This is a genomic window from Roseateles depolymerans (assembly GCF_003387155.1).
Taxonomy (GTDB): Bacteria; Pseudomonadota; Gammaproteobacteria; order Burkholderiales; family Burkholderiaceae_C; genus Roseateles; species Roseateles depolymerans.
In genome coordinates, this window is the sequence record NZ_QUMT01000004.1 from 192,126 (window position 1) to 207,308 (window position 15,183).

Below are 15,183 nucleotides of genomic sequence, written 5' to 3' on the forward strand. Positions count from 1 at the left end.
CTGTCGCCCGTGCGGCGTCGCTTGAATGGAGTCCCCCAGCGATGGCGGCTTACCTGATCAGGCGCCTGTGGCAAATGATCCCCACCTTGCTGGGGGTCGTGCTGCTGGTGTTCTTCCTCTTCAAATTCTTTGGCGGGGACCCCGCGGAAGTGCTGGGCGGCCTCAATGCCAGTGCTGATCAGATCCAGGCCATTCGCGAGCAACTGGGTCTCAACAAGCCCCTCTGGGAGCAACTGCTGATCTTCCTCCAGCAGATCGTGACCTTCGACTGGGGCAAGAGCTGGGCCACCAATGAATCGGTGGCGCACCTGTTCGCCACCCGCCTGCCGGCGACGCTGACGGTGATGATCCCCATCCTGCTGCTGGAAGTGCTGCTGCCGGTGCCGTTCGCCCTGGCGGTGGCCTACCTGCGGGGCCGCGCGGTGGACCGCGCAGTGATGATGGGCACCACCGTTGCGGTGTCGATCTCGCTGCTGGTCTACGTGATCGTCTTCCAGTACGTTTTCGCCTTCCAGCTCGGCTGGTTCCCGGTGCAAGGCTGGAGCGACAGCCTCTGGACCAACCTCACCACCTATGCGCCGCTGCCGGTGTTCGTGGCGGTGGCCGTGGCGCTGTCGCCCTACACCCGGCTCTACCGCACCTTCTTCCTGGACGAGATCGGCCATGAATACGTGCGCACCGCGCGGGCCAAGGGCCTGACCGAGCGGACCATCCTGCTCAAGCATGTGCTGCGCAATGCGCTGATCCCCATCCTGACCAATATCTCGGTGGCCTTGCCCAGCCTGTTCGTGGGTTCGTTCCTGCTGGAGGTGTTCTTCTCGATTCCGGGCCTGGGCCGTGAGATTCTGCTGGCGGTCAACCGCAACGACTATCCGGTCATCCAGGCGTTTGCCATCTACATCGCGGCCATGACGATGGTGGTCAACCTGGTCACCGACCTGCTCTACAAGCTGGTGGACCCACGGGTGGTGCTGAAGTGATGACGAGCTTGAAGGCGAACGTGACGGCAGACAGCAGGGCGAACAGGACGGAGATCGCAGCATGAGCAGCGTGATGACAGCGGGAGGCGCGGCCAGTCCCAAGGCCCAGAAATCCCAAGGGGTGTGGGTGGCGTCCTGGCGCCGCATGCGGGCGGACAAGGTGGGCATGACGGCACTGGCCATCGTGGCGTTGTCGCTGCTGCTGGTGCTGGCCGCGGGCCTGGGCCTGGTGGCCGGCGATTGGCAGAAGGAGACCGGCGTGCCCAATGCACCGCCGACCTTCATGGGCCCGGCCGCCACGGACACCACCGCCACCGTCGCCGCCGCCAAGGGGCCGAATGTGGACCTGAGCGACATCGACCCGCTCGCGCCGAAGTACGGCGAATGGACCGAGCGGGCCAAGCAGTACAAGACCGATGAATCGCCCCGCGCGCAGACCCTGCCCTTCGGCGCGGACCGCCTGGGTCGGGACGTGCTGTCCAAGGCCATCAAGGGCGCCGAGATCTCCATCATGGTGGGCGTGCTCGCTGCCGTGGTGGCCACGCTGATCGGCACGGTGCTGGGCGCCTTGTCCGGCTTTTACGGCGGCAAGGTGGGCGACTTCCTGGAGTGGGTCTACAACGTCTTCACCGCCATGCCCAACATCCTGCTGATCTTCGCCTTCGCGGTGGTGTTCGGCCGCGGGGTGCTGCCGGTGGTGATGATCCTGGGCCTGGCGGGCTGGACCGGCATCTACCGCCTGGTGCGGGCGGAGTTCATGAAGCACTCGGTGCGCGAATATGTGCGCTCGGCCGAGGCCATCGGCGCCAGCCGCACCTCGCGCATGTTCAAGCACATCCTGCCCAACGTCTCGCATGTGGCGCTGGTGCAGCTGTCGCTGCATGTGGTGTCCTTCATCAAGAGCGAAGTGATCCTGTCCTACCTGGGCCTGGGCGTGAGCGTCGATCAGGTCTCCTGGGGCACGATGCTGTCCGAAGCCCAGAACGAGCTGATCCTCGGCTACTGGTGGCAACTGGCGGTGGTGACGGTGTTCATGGCGGTGTTCGTGACCGCCTTCTCCCTGTTCACCGATGCGCTGCGTGATGCGCTGGACCCCAAGCTGCGCTGAAGCCGAGGAGCAAAACCATGTTGTTGAGTATTCAGGACCTGAAGGTGGCCTTCCGCGTGGGCAAGGTTCACGGCGAGGTGCAGCGGGCACTGGCGGTCAAGGGCGTGAGCTTCGACATTCCGGAGAACAGCACCGTGGCGCTGGTGGGCGAGTCGGGCTCGGGCAAGAGCGTGACAGCCATGTCCATTCTCAACCTGCTGCCGGAGAATGCCGAGCGCAGCGGGCAGATCCTCTTCCAGGGGCGCGACCTGCTCAAGACCAGCCTGCGCCAGCTGCAGGCGGTGCGCGGGCGCGAGATCGCCTGCGTGTTCCAGGACCCGATGAGTTCGCTCAACCCGGTCTTCACCGTGGCGGACCAGATCATGGAACCGCTGATGAAGCACCTGGGCCTGTCGCGTCGCCAGGCGCTGGTGCGGGCCGAGGAGCTGCTGAACGAGGTGGGCATTCCCGACCCCAAGCGCCGCCTGCGCAGCTATCCGCATGAGATGTCTGGCGGCCAGCAGCAGCGGGTGATGATCGCGGTGGCGCTGGCCTGCAACCCGAAGCTGCTGATTGCCGACGAACCCACCACCGCGCTGGACGTGACCATCCAGCGCCAGGTGATGGAGCTGCTGGCCCGGCTGAAGGACAAGCATCGCATGAGCATGCTGTTCATCTCCCACGACCTGGGCGTCGTGGGCGAGATCGCCGACCATGTGGTGGTGATGCGCCACGGCGAGGTGCGGGAACAGGCCCCGGTCGCCCAGATCTTCCATGCGCCGCAGGATGCCTACACCAAGGCCCTGCTGGCCTGCCGTCCGTCGCTGACCGAGAACCCGGCCCGCCTGATGGTGATCGACGACCACATCGCCGGCCGCCAGGCACAAGGCACGGCCAAGGCCAAGGACCCGGACGCACCGGTCATCCTGGAAGCGCGCGGTCTGCGCAAGAGCTTCTTCTTCAAGTCCGGCCTGTTCAGCAAGCAGGAGTTCCAGGCGGTCAAGGGCGTGGACTTCCAGCTGCGCAAGGGGCACACGCTGGGCGTGGTGGGCGAGTCCGGCTCCGGCAAGACCACCATGGGCCTGACGCTGCTGCGCCTGCACGAGCCGACCGGCGGTGAAGTCCTGTTCGAAGGGCGGGACCTGCTGAAGATGTCGGGCGCGGACTGGCAGAAGATGCGCCGCCGCATCCAGGTGGTGTTCCAGAATCCCTATGCGTCGCTGAATCCGCGCTTCACCATCGCCCAGACGCTGGTGGAGCCGATGGAGATCCACGGCATCGGCGCGTCCCACGACGAGCGGCTGGCCACGGCCAGCGCCCTGCTGAAGCGCGTCGGGCTGGATGAATCGGCGCTCTATAAATACCCGCACGAGTTCTCCGGCGGCCAGCGACAGCGCATCGCGATTGCGCGGTGCCTGACGCTGCGGCCGGAAGTGCTGGTGCTGGATGAGGCGGTGTCGGCACTGGACGTGTCGGTGCAGGCGCAGGTGCTCAACCTGCTCAAGGACCTGCAGGACGAATTCGGGCTGAGCTACATCTTCATCAGCCACGACCTGGCGGTGGTGAAGTTCATTTCCGACGAGGTGCTGGTGATGCAGCATGGTGCGGTGGTGGAACAGGCCGACGCGCGGCAGCTGCTGGCCGCGCCGAAGATGAAATACACCCGCGACCTGCTGGGCGCGGTGCCCCGCGGCTACACCGGGCGCGACACCACCGCTGCAGTGGCCTGACCCGGCGCCTGGGAACACCGGGCTGGGATTGCCCGGAGAGCACCGGTCGCCAGCCTCACTACACTCGGTGGCTGTTTCACTGAGGTAGACAACACCATGGGTTGGTTGATGCGCTGGCGCCCTGTGGCGGCCGGCCCCGAGACGGCGGTCGCTCCGGATGAGCGACTGTCCTGGCCACAAACGGCGGCGCTGGGTCTCCAGCATGTGGTCGCCATGTTCGGGGCCACCGTGCTGGCTCCGCTGCTGATGGGCTTTGACCCGAACGTGGCCGTGCTGATGAGCGGCGTGGGCACGCTGCTGTTTTTCTTCATCACCGGCGGACGGGTACCCAGCTATCTGGGCTCGAGCTTCGCCTTCATCGGCGTGGTGATCGCTGCCACCGGCTATGGCGGCAGCGGCCCCAACGTCAATCTGCCGGCCGCCCTGGGCGGCATCGTCATCTGCGGCCTGGTCTACACCCTCATCGGTCTGGTGGTGGCGGCGGTGGGCGGCGGCTGGGTGGAGAAGCTGATGCCACCGGTCGTCACCGGGGCCGTGGTGGCCGTGATCGGCCTGAACCTGGCGGCCGTTCCGATCAAGAACATGGCGCCGACGCCCTTCGATGCCTGGATGCAGGGGCTGACCTTTGTCTGCGTGGCACTGGTGGCCGTGCATGGACGCGGCATGATCCGGCGCCTGCTGATCCTGGCCGGGCTGATCGTGGCGAGCCTGCTGTATGCGCTGCTGACCAACGGCCTGGGGCTGGGCAAGCCGATCGACCTGAGCGGCCTGCAGACGGCGGCCTGGCTGGGCCTGCCCACCTTTACCGCCCCCCGCTTCGAGACGCAGGCCATTTTGATGATCGTGCCGGTGGCGCTGATCCTGGTGGCGGAAAACCTGGGCCACCTCAAGGCGGTAAGCGCCATGACCGGACGGGACATGTCGCCCTTCCTCGGACGGGCCTTCATCGGCGACGGCGTAGCCACGATGCTCAGCGGAGCGTCCGGCGGAACCGGGGTCACCACCTACGCCGAGAACATCGGCGTGATGGCGGCCACCCGCATCTACTCCACCGCCGTGTTTGTCGTGGCGGCGCTGATGGCGCTGCTGCTGGGCTTCTCGCCGAAGTTCGGCGCGCTGATCCAGGCGATTCCGCTGGCGGTGATGGGCGGGGTGAGCATCGTGGTGTTCGGCTTGATCGCCGTGGCCGGTGCCCGCATCTGGGTCGAGCATCAGGTCGACTTCAAGGACCCGCGCAACCTGATGGTGGCTGCGATCACGCTGGTGATCGGCACCGGGGACTACACGCTGCATCTGGGCGGCATGTCCCTGGGCGGCATCGGCACCGCCACCTTCGGCGCCATCCTGTTGCATGCCGTCCTCCGGCGTGGCGGGCGTTGAACGCACACCGGGCCCGTCGGGCCCGATCCTGCCGCCGCCGCGCACTAGTGCACGGTTGAGCGGCGGGCAGCACCAGAACAACCCGTAACAACACGTACAAACGTCGCCATTCAGCCGCCACCCGCCGCCCCCCTGCACGACGCCCATGTTCCGGACCCCACGAACCCTCGCCGCAACGGCCCAGCCGCCGATCGCGCCCGCCCGGTTCCCGCAAGGGTGGTGGCAGTGGGGCCGGTGGGGCCGCTGCTCGCTGCTCGCGGCGGTGCTGGGGTCGGTGGGCCTGCTGGCCGGCTGCCCGGCCCGTGAAACCGCGGTGGGCCCGGCCGCCGGCGCGTCCGCGTCGCTGGACCGGGCGATGGCGCTGGAGCTGGAACAGCAGGAGCGCATTGGCGTGGCGCAGGCGCAGGAACATGTGCGCCAGCTGCTGGATCTCGAAGCGCGGCTGCCAGCGGACAGCGCCGAGCGCATGGAAGCGGTCAGCCAGCGGGCGGCCCTGCTGTCCCAGATCCGGGACCGGACGGGGCATGAAGCCGCGGTCGAGACCCTCAAGACCTGGCCCGCCAGCTCTCCGGCCCGCGCGCAAGTGCCGCTGGCCCTGATGCTGGCCAAAGCCCAATGGCTCAAGAACAATGGGCAGCTCGGCGCCGGCATTCGGGTGTTGTCCGCCCTGTCCGACCTGGACCCCGCCGCCGCCGAACGGCGCATGATGTTCCGTGCGCTGCTGCTGCAGGGCTATCTGCAGAGCGACTATGGCGAGGTGGACGCATCGGCCGAGAGCTTGGGCAAGGCCATCGAGCTGGCCCGGGCCATGGGCTCGACCTGGCGCGCAGCCAGCGCGCAGATCACCCTGGCGTTCTCCTACTTCCGCGCCCAGCAGGCCGACCATGCCAAGCGGATCGTCGCCGAGGCGCTGGAAGCGGCCAAGCGGGATCCGGACCCGGTGCTGCTCTACAGCGTCTACACGATGATGGCCATCGTGCATTCGCAGGACGCCGACTCCGCGCTCAACAAGCTGGGCAGCGAGCAGGCGCTGCGGTATGCCCAGGAAGCGCAGTCCCGCTACCTGGAGGCGCTGGCCCTGGGCAACCTGGCCGACTTCGAGCTGCGCCAGGAAAACTACTCGCGGGCCCTGGACCTGTCCCAGCGGGCCAATGTGCTGGCGCAGGACCTGCGGGACATCCACACCGAAATCCTGGCCCGTCACAACATGGGCATCGCCAAGATCGGCATGCGGCGGCTGGAAGAGGGCAAGCGCGACGTGCTGCAGGCCATCACCATGGACGCCCAGCGCGAGGCCAGCAGCTACACCGCCGAGTCCTGGCTGGAACTGGGACGCTATCTGGAAAAGGCCGATGACATCGCCGGCGCGGTCGATGCGTTTCACCGCTCCCGGCAGCTGTTCGATGCCGTGCTGCGGGACGAAACCCGCAAGGCCATGCTGGAGGCGCAGGCGCGCTTTGAAGACCAGCAGCGACAACGGGAGATCCAGCTGCTGAACCAGGACAACAGCCTCAAGGCCGAGCAGATCCGCAACCGCGACCTGCAGCTCAAGCTGTGGGCGGAGGTCGGCGTCGGCGTGCTGCTGTCCGGCGCGCTGCTGGCGCTGGCTTACCGACGGGTGCGCCGCACCAATGCGGCCCTGGCGCAGACCAATGAATCGCTGCGGGTGCAGAGCGAGCGCGACCCGCTCACCGGCCTGGCCAACCGTCGTCACTTCCAGAAGGACGTGGCCGCCCGCTGCGACGCGCAGCAGGGCCTGCGCGGCAGCCTCTTCCTGGTGGACATCGACCACTTCAAGCGCATCAACGACCAGTGGGGCCATGCCGCCGGAGACTCGGTGCTGGTGGAGGTGGCGCGCCGCCTGCGCAGCGTGCTGCGCGAGCAGGACCTGGTGGTGCGCTGGGGCGGGGAGGAATTCCTCATCCTCGTGCGCTCGGAAAACACCGAAGACGCTCGCCTGCTCGCCCAGCGCCTGCTGGACCAGATCGGCGGCATGCCGGTGAACCACGGGCCGCTGTCCATCCCGATCAGCGCCTCCATCGGCTTTGCCAGCTTCCCGATGGCGCCGTCGGGCCTGACGCTGGAATGGGAACGTGCGGTGGACATGGCCGACACCGTCATGTACATGAGCAAGGCCCATGGACGGAACAAGGCCTATGGCGTGGCGGCGATCCATGCCGGCACCCGGGAAGAGCTGCTGACGCTGGCCGGCCGCATGGAGTCGGCCTGGCATCAGGGCCAGGTGAATCTGATCAGCCTGCTGGGCCCGCAGATGGAGGAGCGGTCATGAGCCGCCTCCACCGGGCCCGTGCGTCGCGAGTGGCCCTCGCGGCGCTGCTGCTGTCCTTCGGCCTCAGCGGTCCGGCAGCGGTGTCCGCCAGCGACAGCCACGACCGTCAGCTCGACACGGAGCTGGCCCAATGGGAACGCACCGGCTACAACGAGCCCAAAGAAGCCCTGCAAGGCCTGCAGGCCCTGCGCAGCAGCCGCGCGGAGGCGAACCGCCCGGACCATGCCCTGCGCATCGACTACACCATTGGCCGCGTGCAGGCCATGGCGGGCGACATGGACGAAGCGCGGCGCTGGGCCGACCGGCTCGAGAATCGCCCCGGCGGACAGCCCCTGGCGCTGCTGCTGCGGGCCGAAGTGCAGGATCGCTCGGGTCAGCCGGTCAAGGCGGGAGAGCTGGCGCAGCAGGCGCTGGCCGACCTGGACCCCGGCTGCCCGCAGGAGACCCCGACCTTCCAGGTCAAGGCCGGCTGCGATTGGCGCAGCACCTACACGGCCCTGCGCATCGTGGCGCGGGCCCAGAGCGCCCGTGGCGAACCGGCCTCGGCAGAAGTGCGGCTGCTCCGCGCGCTGGAGCTGGCCCAGTCGGCGGGCGACACCTTCGCCACGCTGATGGTCCTGTCGCAGCTGGCCCTCAATGCCCAGGACCTGGACCAGCCGGCCGTGGCCCAGCAGCGGATCACGCAGGCCTTGCAGCTGGCCCAGGGCGATGTGGGGGCCACCGTCCGGCTGCGCATCGTTGAATCCAGCATGGCGGCGCTGCGCAACGACACCAAGTCGCAACTGGCGCTGCTGGAGGACGGCCTGCGCCTGGCCGCCCACACCACCGCCCGTCGGGAGGTGGCCAGCATGCAGGCCAGCCTGGCCGATGCCTACATGCACACCCAGCAGCCGGCGCGCGCCGCCATGCTGGCCCGCCAGGCGCTGCCGGTGGTGCAGGAATTCGGAGACCAGAAGCTGGAGCGGACGCTGCGGCACAACCTGTCAGTGTCGCTGGTGCTGCTGCGCCAGTTCGATGCGGCGCGGCGCGAGATCAACCGCGTGATCGAACTGGCCCGGGGCGACAACGATGCCGTGCGGCGCATCCTGCAACTGCGTGAACTGGGCGAGGCTTATGCCGCGGTGAACCAGCCCCGCGAGGCCCTTCGGCTCTATCACGAAGAGCGCAGCCTCAGTGCCGAGACGGCCCAGCGCAAGCGGGAATCGGCGCTGCGCCAGCTCAGCCACAAGTACGACATCGAAGCCCGCCAGCGGGACCTGGAGCTGGCCCGGCGCCAACAGGCCCTGCAGGACCAGGAGCTGACCAACCGGCGCCTGGCGCAATATGCGGGCGTGGGCCTGGCGGTGCTGCTGGGCCTGTCCGTCGTGTTGATGGGCGTGATGCTGGTGCGGGTGCGGGACACCAACAAGCGGCTCAAGGCCAACCAGAGCCTGCTGCGGGCCCAGAGTGAACGGGACCCGCTGACCGAGCTGGCCAACCGGCGGCACTTCCTGTCGGTGATGGATCGGGAAGCCGGCGACGCCTTCCGCGGCGCGCTGCTGATGATCGACATCGATCACTTCAAGCAGGTCAACGACCGCCATGGCCATGCCGCCGGCGACATGGTCATCCGCGAGGTCGCGCGGCGGATCAGCCAGGCCGTGCGGTCGGACGATCTGGTGGTGCGCTGGGGCGGCGAGGAATTCCTGGTGTTCGCCAGGACGGTGGCGCCCTCCGCGCTGCAGCATCTGGCCGAGCGCATCCTCAGCGGCATCGGCAGCCAGCCCATTGCCATTGCCGAGGGCTCGCTGCGGGTGACGGCGTCCATCGGCTATGGCCACTTTCCGCTGGCGCCCGCCCTGTTGCCGCAGCACTGGGAGCAGGCGGTCAACTGGGCCGACATGGCGCTCTACACTGCCAAATCCCAAGGGCGGAACCGGGCGCACGGCATCGAGGCGGTGCAGGCCGAGGATGCACAGGCGCTGTCGCAGGTGGAGACGGACTTCGAAGCCGCCTGCAGCCGCGGCCTGGTGCGCTTGCAGACGCTGCTGGGGCCGGAACAGCCCGCCGACGGAACCCACTGAATGCCATCTTCGCGCTCATGCGCCTGAACGACCCCCACTCGCCGCTGCGCCAGCGTGTGCAGACCTATCTCCAGACGGCCCTGAAGGACGACCTGGTGGCGGCGCTCGTGGTGAGCGTGCTGCTGATCCCTCAGAGCCTGGCCTATGCGATGCTGGCCGGGCTGCCGCCGCAGGTGGGTCTGTATGCCAGCCTGATGCCGCCGCTGCTGTATGCGGTGCTGGGCTCCAGTCCTTTCCTGAACATCGGCCCGGTGGCGGTCCTGGCACTGATGATCCTGCAGACCCTGGCGCTGGCACCGACAGGCGTGAGCCCCAGCGAAGCCGCGCTGGTGCTGGCGGCGGAAGTGGGGCTGCTGCTGGGCGCTGCCGCACTCCTGCGACTGGATGCACTGGCGGCACTGCTGTCGGTGCCGGTGCTGCATGGATTCGAGACCGGCGCCACCCTGGCGATTGCGGCCAGCCAGGTGCCGGTGCTGCTGGGTTTGACGGCCTCCGGGGCGACATTGCCGGAGCTCTGGACGTCCGCGCAGCAGCATGGCTTCGACGCGCGCGGCATCAGTGCCGCCTTCGGCTTGGCGGCGCTGGTAGCCCTGGTGGCCGTGCGCCGTCTGCCCAAGGGCCTGCCGGCGCGGCTGGCTCCGCTGGGGGTGCTGATGGCCGGCGTGGCGGCCACCTGGGCCCTGGACCCGCAAGGGCTGGCGCGGGTCGGGACCCTGCCGCCGCTGGCCCTGCATCTGACCGTGCCGCGGCTGGACGCGGAACTCTGGATGGCCCTGCTGCCCGGCGCGGCCTTGATTGCGCTGCTGGGCTATGTGTCCAGCCTGGCGGTGGCCGAGTCCCTGGCGCGGCGCGTCGGACAGCGGGTGTTTCCGCGTCGGGAGCTGATGGGGCTGGCCGGCGCCAACCTGGCTGCCGCGCTGACGGGCGGCATGCCGGCCGCCGCGAGTTTTTCCCGCAGCGTGCTGATGAGCGATGCAGGCAGCCGCAGCCGCATGACCGGTGTCTTCGTGGCGGCGTTGATGGGACTGGCGCTGATGACCCTGTCGCCGGTGCTGGCCTGGTGTCCCAAGCCGGTGCTGGCGGCCAGCATCATCGTGGCGGTGCTGTCGGGACTGGCGCTGCAGCCCTACCGCGAGGCCTGGCGTTATGACCGCGGGGAGGCGCTGCTGATGGGGGCCGTCACGCTGCTGGTGCTGGGGGTGAGCATCACCGCTGCCCTGGGGCTGGGCGTGCTGGGGGCGATCGCGCTGCTGCTCAAACGCAGCGCCCGTCCGCATGTGGCGCTGATCGGCCGCATCCCCGGCACGGAGCACTACCGCAACGTGGAGCGTTACCAGGTGGAGCTGGACCCGCAGGTCCTGGGCCTGCGCATCGACGAGAGCCTGCTGTTTCTCAATGGCCGCAGCCTGGCCGACGTGGTCCAGGCCCATCTGGACACGCATCCGGGGACACGCCGGGTGCTGCTGCAGATGTCGCCGGTCAACAGCATCGATTTCAGCGGTGTGAGTGCGCTCAAGGAGCTTCAGGACGCGCTGAGCCGCCAGAACCGGCGCCTGGACCTCAGTGAGGTCAAGGGGCCAGTGCTGGACCGGCTCAAGGCCGGCGGCTGGGAGGACTGGTTCCGCGGGCGGCTGTTCATGAGCCACCACCAGGGCATGCGCGACGACGCGCCGTGAAGGGGGAAGCAGCGGCGCAGGGATGCGCGGCGCTGCTTCCGTCGGGCCGGGTGAGGCCCCGTCAGTGCTCGTCGTTCAGATAGCCCGTCTTGCGCAGGTCCGGCATCAGCCAGCAGACCAGGAAGGCGAAGCCGCACATCACCGACACGTAGATGTAGAACAGGCTCTCGTGGTTGATGGACTTGAGGTAGAGCGCGGTGGCTTCGGCGGAGCCGCCGAAGATGGCGTTGCCGATGGCGTAGGACAGGCCCACGCCCAGGGCGCGAATCTGGGGCGGGAACATCTCCGCCTTGATCAGCCCGCCGATGGAGGTGTACAGGCTCACGATGGCCATGGCCACGATGATCAGGCCGAAGGCGGCATACGGGCTGGTGACGGACTGCAGCGCGGTGAGGATGGGCCAGGTGGCCAGCATGCCCAGCAGGCCGAACAGCAGCATCGAGGTGCGGCGACCGATGCGGTCCGACAGCGCGCCAAAGAGCGGCTGCATGCACATGTAGCAGAAGAGCGCGGTCAGCATGATGGTGCTGGCCACCTTCTTGTCCAGGCCCACGCTCAGCACCAGATACTTCTGCATGTAGGTGGTGTAGGTGTAGAAGGCGAGCGAGCCGCCTGCGGTGAAGCCCAGCACGATCAGGAAGGCCTTGGTGTGATGCTTGAACAGCTCACGCATCGTGCCGGCGGTTTTGCTCTGGAGCTGCTCGGACTTGGCGGTCTCGTTGAGCGAGCGGCGCAGGTAGAAGGCCACCACGGCGGTCAGGGCGCCGGCCACGAAGGGAATGCGCCAGCCCCAGTCATGCAACTGGGCGTCGGTGAGTGTCAGCTCCAGGATGGCCACGACCGCCACGGCCAACAGCTGGCCGCCGATCAGCGTCACGTACTGGAACGAGGCATAGAAACCGCGCTGGCCACGCAGGGCGACCTCGCTCATGTAGGTGGCGCTGGTGCCGTATTCGCCGCCCACGGACAGGCCCTGGAACAGACGGGCCAGCAGCAGCAGGGCGGGGGCCATCACGCCGATGCTGTTGTAGGTGGGCATGAAGGCGATGGCGAGCGAGCCGCCGCACATCATCAGCACCGAGATCATCATGGCCGTCTTGCGGCCTTTCTTGTCGGCGATGCGGCCGAACAGCCAGCCGCCCACCGGGCGCATCAGGAAGCCCAGCGCGAACACGCCGGCGCTGTTGAGCTGCTGCACCACCGGATCGCCCTTCGGGAAGAAGGCCTGGGCGAAGTAGATGGAGGTGAAGGCGTAGACGTAGAAGTCGAACCATTCCACCAGGTTGCCGGAGGACGCGCCCACGATCGCCATGATGCGGTCGCGTTTTTCATGCGGGGTGTAGTGACCGGGGATCTTGCCGGGCGGGGTGCCGGCCGTTGCCGCGGCGGGGGTGTTGAGGCTGTTCATGGCGGCAAGCCTACTCCCGCGGTTTGTGGGCGGCTGACGCTGGGCCAAGGGTCATGAACGCAGCGCGCACGGGCTGGCGTTCAGCGGGCGTTGCTCACCGCCAATCGCACAAATAGCGGCGATGGGGGTCATTGTTCCAAAAGGTTCAACGGTGTGTTGCTTGCGAATGGATTTAAGGGTGAACCCTAATCCTCTATCGTTACGCCATCGACAAATCAATTCCGAGCTTGTCGAAACCGCTCAAAGCCCCTTCGCAAAATGCCCTGAGGCTGAATTTGAAAGGAATCATCATGAGCACCAAGAACATCATTGCATCCGTGGTTTTTGCTTCTGTGGCCGCTATTTCCGGCCAAGCGATGGCCAATGACAACCCGCATCTGCAGCCGGTGAACACACCGAGCCAGGTGAGCCGTGCTGAAGTGCTGGCGGACCTGCAGATCTATCGTGAGTCGGGCCTGCAGGCTGTGGAGCAATCGGAGACGTACGGCTATGACGTGGCGCGTCGCCAGGAAGCTCAGGCCAAGTACGCCGAGCTGCGCCGCTCGCCCTACTACGCCACCCTGGTCAAGCGCTTCGGCGGCACCCCCTCCGCCACCACCGTCGCAGGCCGTTGATTGGGCCCCCCAGTCGCTTCGCTCCTGCCCCCAAGGGGCGCCTCCCAGCGGCCTGGCAAAGCCAGTTCCGCGGGAGTGGCTTGATGAGCCCCCCAGTCGCTTCGCTCCTGCCCCCAGGGGGCGCCTCCCAGCGGCCTGGCAAAGCCAGTTCCGCGGGAGTGGCTGGAGGGGCCCTCAGGCCGCAGGCCTGACGGGCAGCGACTGGTGAGTTTCGGTCGGTGGCGGTGATTCTCCGCACTCCTCCTCGCGCCGCCACCGACCCCCTCTATACCCTTTGGGAGATATTCGTATCACCCAAAGGGTATTCCTTTTTGTGCGCAGACATGGGAATCTCTCACCGTGACGATATTCAACGGGGGGACGGGCATACCCGCTAGCGCCACCCCACCCGAATATCCAAAATCATCCCGTTCACTGCTCCCCAAAAAGACCCGCGACTTGCCCGTCCATCTGGCTTCGCCAGCCCGCAGGCAGGCGCCTCAGGGGACAGGAGCGAAGCGCCCAGGGGCCCCACCTCAAGCCACTCCCGCGGAACTGGCTTTGCCAGGCCGCAGGGAGGCGCCCCCTGGGGGCAGGAGCGAAGCGACTGGGGGGCCACATGGACCGGATTGTGCAGATGCGGGCGTTTGCCCGGGTGGTGGAAACCGGCAGCTTCACCAAGGCGGCCGAGTCGATGGACTTGCCAAAGGCCAGCCTGACCCGGCTCGTCCAGGCCCTGGAAGCGCGCCTGCGTGTCCAGTTGCTCACTCGCACCACCCGAAAAGTGACGGTGACCCAGGACGGCGCGGCCTACTACGAGCGCACCATCGCACTGCTCAGCGAGCTCGAAGCCATTGATCAGGGCATGCTGCACGACAACAGCCGCCCGCGCGGCCGCCTGCGGGTGGACGTGACCACCCTCACCGGCTCCAAGGTGCTGATTCCGGCGATGGCGGACTTTCATGCCCGCTATCCCGAGATCGAAGTGGCACTGGGCGTCAGCGACCGTTCCATCGACCTGCTCGAAGACAACGTGGACCTGGTCCTGCGCGTCGGCAGGGTGGACGACCCCGGACTGGTGGCCCGCCGCGTCGGCCAGATCCGCTTCCGCATTTGTGCTTCGCCCGACTACCTCCAGCAGCACGGCATCCCGCGCCAGCCCGAGGACCTGGACGCGGCCCCGCACTGGTCCGTGGGCTACTTCTCTCCCCGCACTGGCCGCGCCTTCCCCTTCACCTTCTGGCGCGACGGCACCTGCCTGGAGATCCAGGGACGCCGACGCCTGGACGTCAACGACAGCAATGCGTATCTGGCTGCCGGTCTCTCCGGCCTGGGCGTCGTGCAACTGGCAGCCTACGCCGTGGAGGAGCACATGGCCAGCGGCGCCCTGGTCCCGCTCTTCGAGGAATGGGAAGGCCCCGACATTCCGGTGCACATCGTCTATTCCCCGAACCGCTACGTCTCGTCCCGCATGCGCGTCTTCGTCGAATGGGTCGCGGAAACGCTCAAGAAGCGCGGACTCGGCGTATGAGCCTCAGTGTCCGAGCCACAGAGAGAGCAGAAGCACCAGCAGCAGCGCCCACAGCACCACGATCGCGACGGCCATGCGCAGGTTGCGGGGCAGGCGGGCGCGTTGCAGCGCCGCGCGCTCACGTGCACGGGCGATCACGGCGGGCGGCATCAGGCGCAGCACCAGCCAGAAGCCGAGGGGCACGAGGATCAGGTCGTCGAGCCAGCCGAGGATGGGGATGAAGTCCGGAATCAGATCGATGGGACTGAGCGCATAAGCGGCCACGGCCAGTGCCAGCAGCCGGGCGGGCCAGGGCGCTTCCCGATCCCGGGCCGCGTAATACACCGTGAGCAGCTCGCCCTTGATGAGGGCGGCCCACCGCTTGAGCGAGGCTCGTTTCATGCCCCCATCATGCGCCAGCCCTGCCCACCCATCCAGCAGGTCCCCCCGCCCCTCTCGCCCCAAG

At 67.7% G+C, this 15,183-nt stretch carries 11 protein-coding genes; 9 read left to right on the top strand and 2 right to left on the bottom strand.

Features of this window, described 5'->3' with window-relative positions:
* Positions 1 to 41: 41 nt before the first annotated feature.
* From DES44_RS19770 to DES44_RS19800, 7 genes are all read left to right on the top strand, one after another.
* Positions 42 to 980 (top strand): ABC transporter permease, encoded by a 939-nt coding sequence (locus tag DES44_RS19770; RefSeq protein ID WP_058937040.1) that lies wholly within the window; start codon positions 42 to 44, stop codon positions 978 to 980.
* Positions 981 to 1,041: 61 nt separating this feature from the next.
* The gene (locus DES44_RS19775; RefSeq protein ID WP_116001802.1) at positions 1,042 to 2,088 is read left to right on the top strand and encodes an ABC transporter permease; all 1,047 of its coding nucleotides are present in this window, start codon (positions 1,042 to 1,044) and stop codon (positions 2,086 to 2,088) included.
* A gap of 17 nt (positions 2,089 to 2,105) precedes the next feature.
* Positions 2,106 to 3,797 carry an ABC transporter ATP-binding protein gene (locus tag DES44_RS19780; RefSeq protein WP_058937042.1) on the top strand — a complete coding sequence of 564 codons (1,692 nt, stop codon included), beginning with the start codon at positions 2,106 to 2,108 and terminating at the stop codon, positions 3,795 to 3,797.
* 96 nt (positions 3,798 to 3,893) lie between these two features.
* Complete coding sequence (locus DES44_RS19785) at positions 3,894 to 5,177, top strand: solute carrier family 23 protein (protein ID WP_058937043.1); 1,284 nt, start codon at positions 3,894 to 3,896, stop codon at positions 5,175 to 5,177.
* Positions 5,178 to 5,322: 145 nt separating this feature from the next.
* Positions 5,323 to 7,467, top strand: a complete 2,145-nt coding sequence (locus DES44_RS19790) for a GGDEF domain-containing protein (protein WP_058937044.1) — start codon at positions 5,323 to 5,325, stop codon at positions 7,465 to 7,467.
* Positions 7,464 to 9,530 carry a GGDEF domain-containing protein gene (locus DES44_RS19795; RefSeq protein WP_147307151.1) on the top strand — a complete coding sequence of 689 codons (2,067 nt, stop codon included), beginning with the start codon at positions 7,464 to 7,466 and terminating at the stop codon, positions 9,528 to 9,530. Before DES44_RS19790 ends, DES44_RS19795 begins: the two co-directional genes overlap by 4 nt.
* Before the next feature lie 17 nt (positions 9,531 to 9,547).
* On the top strand, positions 9,548 to 11,206 hold the full coding sequence (locus tag DES44_RS19800) for a SulP family inorganic anion transporter (protein WP_058937046.1): 1,659 nt from the start codon (positions 9,548 to 9,550) through the stop codon (positions 11,204 to 11,206).
* A 61-nt stretch (positions 11,207 to 11,267) separates the two neighbouring features.
* On the opposite strand, the gene DES44_RS19805 is transcribed toward DES44_RS19800, so the two are convergent.
* Positions 11,268 to 12,614 carry an MFS family transporter gene (locus tag DES44_RS19805; protein ID WP_058937047.1) on the bottom strand — a complete coding sequence of 449 codons (1,347 nt, stop codon included), beginning with the start codon at positions 12,612 to 12,614 and terminating at the stop codon, positions 11,268 to 11,270.
* A 290-nt stretch (positions 12,615 to 12,904) separates the two neighbouring features.
* Between DES44_RS19805 and DES44_RS19810 the strand changes: the two genes are divergently transcribed.
* Together DES44_RS19810 and DES44_RS19815 are read left to right on the top strand one after the other, a co-directional pair.
* Complete coding sequence (locus DES44_RS19810; protein WP_058937048.1) at positions 12,905 to 13,228, top strand: DUF4148 domain-containing protein; 324 nt, start codon at positions 12,905 to 12,907, stop codon at positions 13,226 to 13,228.
* Between the two features lie 598 nt (positions 13,229 to 13,826).
* Positions 13,827 to 14,738: a LysR family transcriptional regulator gene (locus DES44_RS19815; protein WP_058937049.1), complete on the top strand. Its 912-nt coding sequence runs from the start codon at positions 13,827 to 13,829 to the stop codon at positions 14,736 to 14,738.
* Between the two features lie 3 nt (positions 14,739 to 14,741).
* On the opposite strand, the gene DES44_RS19820 is transcribed toward DES44_RS19815, so the two are convergent.
* Positions 14,742 to 15,119: a YkvA family protein gene (locus tag DES44_RS19820; RefSeq protein ID WP_058937050.1), complete on the bottom strand. Its 378-nt coding sequence runs from the start codon at positions 15,117 to 15,119 to the stop codon at positions 14,742 to 14,744.
* Between the last annotated feature and the right edge of the window lie 64 nt (positions 15,120 to 15,183).

What these genes read in the sequence shown, in the direction of transcription:
- DES44_RS19770 (WP_058937040.1), top strand. Translation starts at nt 42, where the DNA reads ATGGCGGCTTACCTGATCAGGCGCCTGTGGCAAATGATCCCCACCTTG.
- DES44_RS19775 (WP_116001802.1), top strand. Translation starts at nt 1,042, where the DNA reads ATGAGCAGCGTGATGACAGCGGGAGGCGCGGCCAGTCCCAAGGCCCAG.
- DES44_RS19780 (WP_058937042.1), top strand. Translation starts at nt 2,106, where the DNA reads ATGTTGTTGAGTATTCAGGACCTGAAGGTGGCCTTCCGCGTGGGCAAG.
- DES44_RS19785 (WP_058937043.1), top strand. Translation starts at nt 3,894, where the DNA reads ATGGGTTGGTTGATGCGCTGGCGCCCTGTGGCGGCCGGCCCCGAGACG.
- DES44_RS19790 (WP_058937044.1), top strand. Translation starts at nt 5,323, where the DNA reads ATGTTCCGGACCCCACGAACCCTCGCCGCAACGGCCCAGCCGCCGATC.
- DES44_RS19795 (WP_147307151.1), top strand. Translation starts at nt 7,464, where the DNA reads ATGAGCCGCCTCCACCGGGCCCGTGCGTCGCGAGTGGCCCTCGCGGCG.
- DES44_RS19800 (WP_058937046.1), top strand. Translation starts at nt 9,548, where the DNA reads ATGCGCCTGAACGACCCCCACTCGCCGCTGCGCCAGCGTGTGCAGACC.
- DES44_RS19805 (WP_058937047.1), bottom strand. Translation starts at nt 12,614, where the DNA reads ATGAACAGCCTCAACACCCCCGCCGCGGCAACGGCCGGCACCCCGCCC.
- DES44_RS19810 (WP_058937048.1), top strand. Translation starts at nt 12,905, where the DNA reads ATGAGCACCAAGAACATCATTGCATCCGTGGTTTTTGCTTCTGTGGCC.
- DES44_RS19815 (WP_058937049.1), top strand. Translation starts at nt 13,827, where the DNA reads ATGGACCGGATTGTGCAGATGCGGGCGTTTGCCCGGGTGGTGGAAACC.
- DES44_RS19820 (WP_058937050.1), bottom strand. Translation starts at nt 15,119, where the DNA reads ATGAAACGAGCCTCGCTCAAGCGGTGGGCCGCCCTCATCAAGGGCGAG.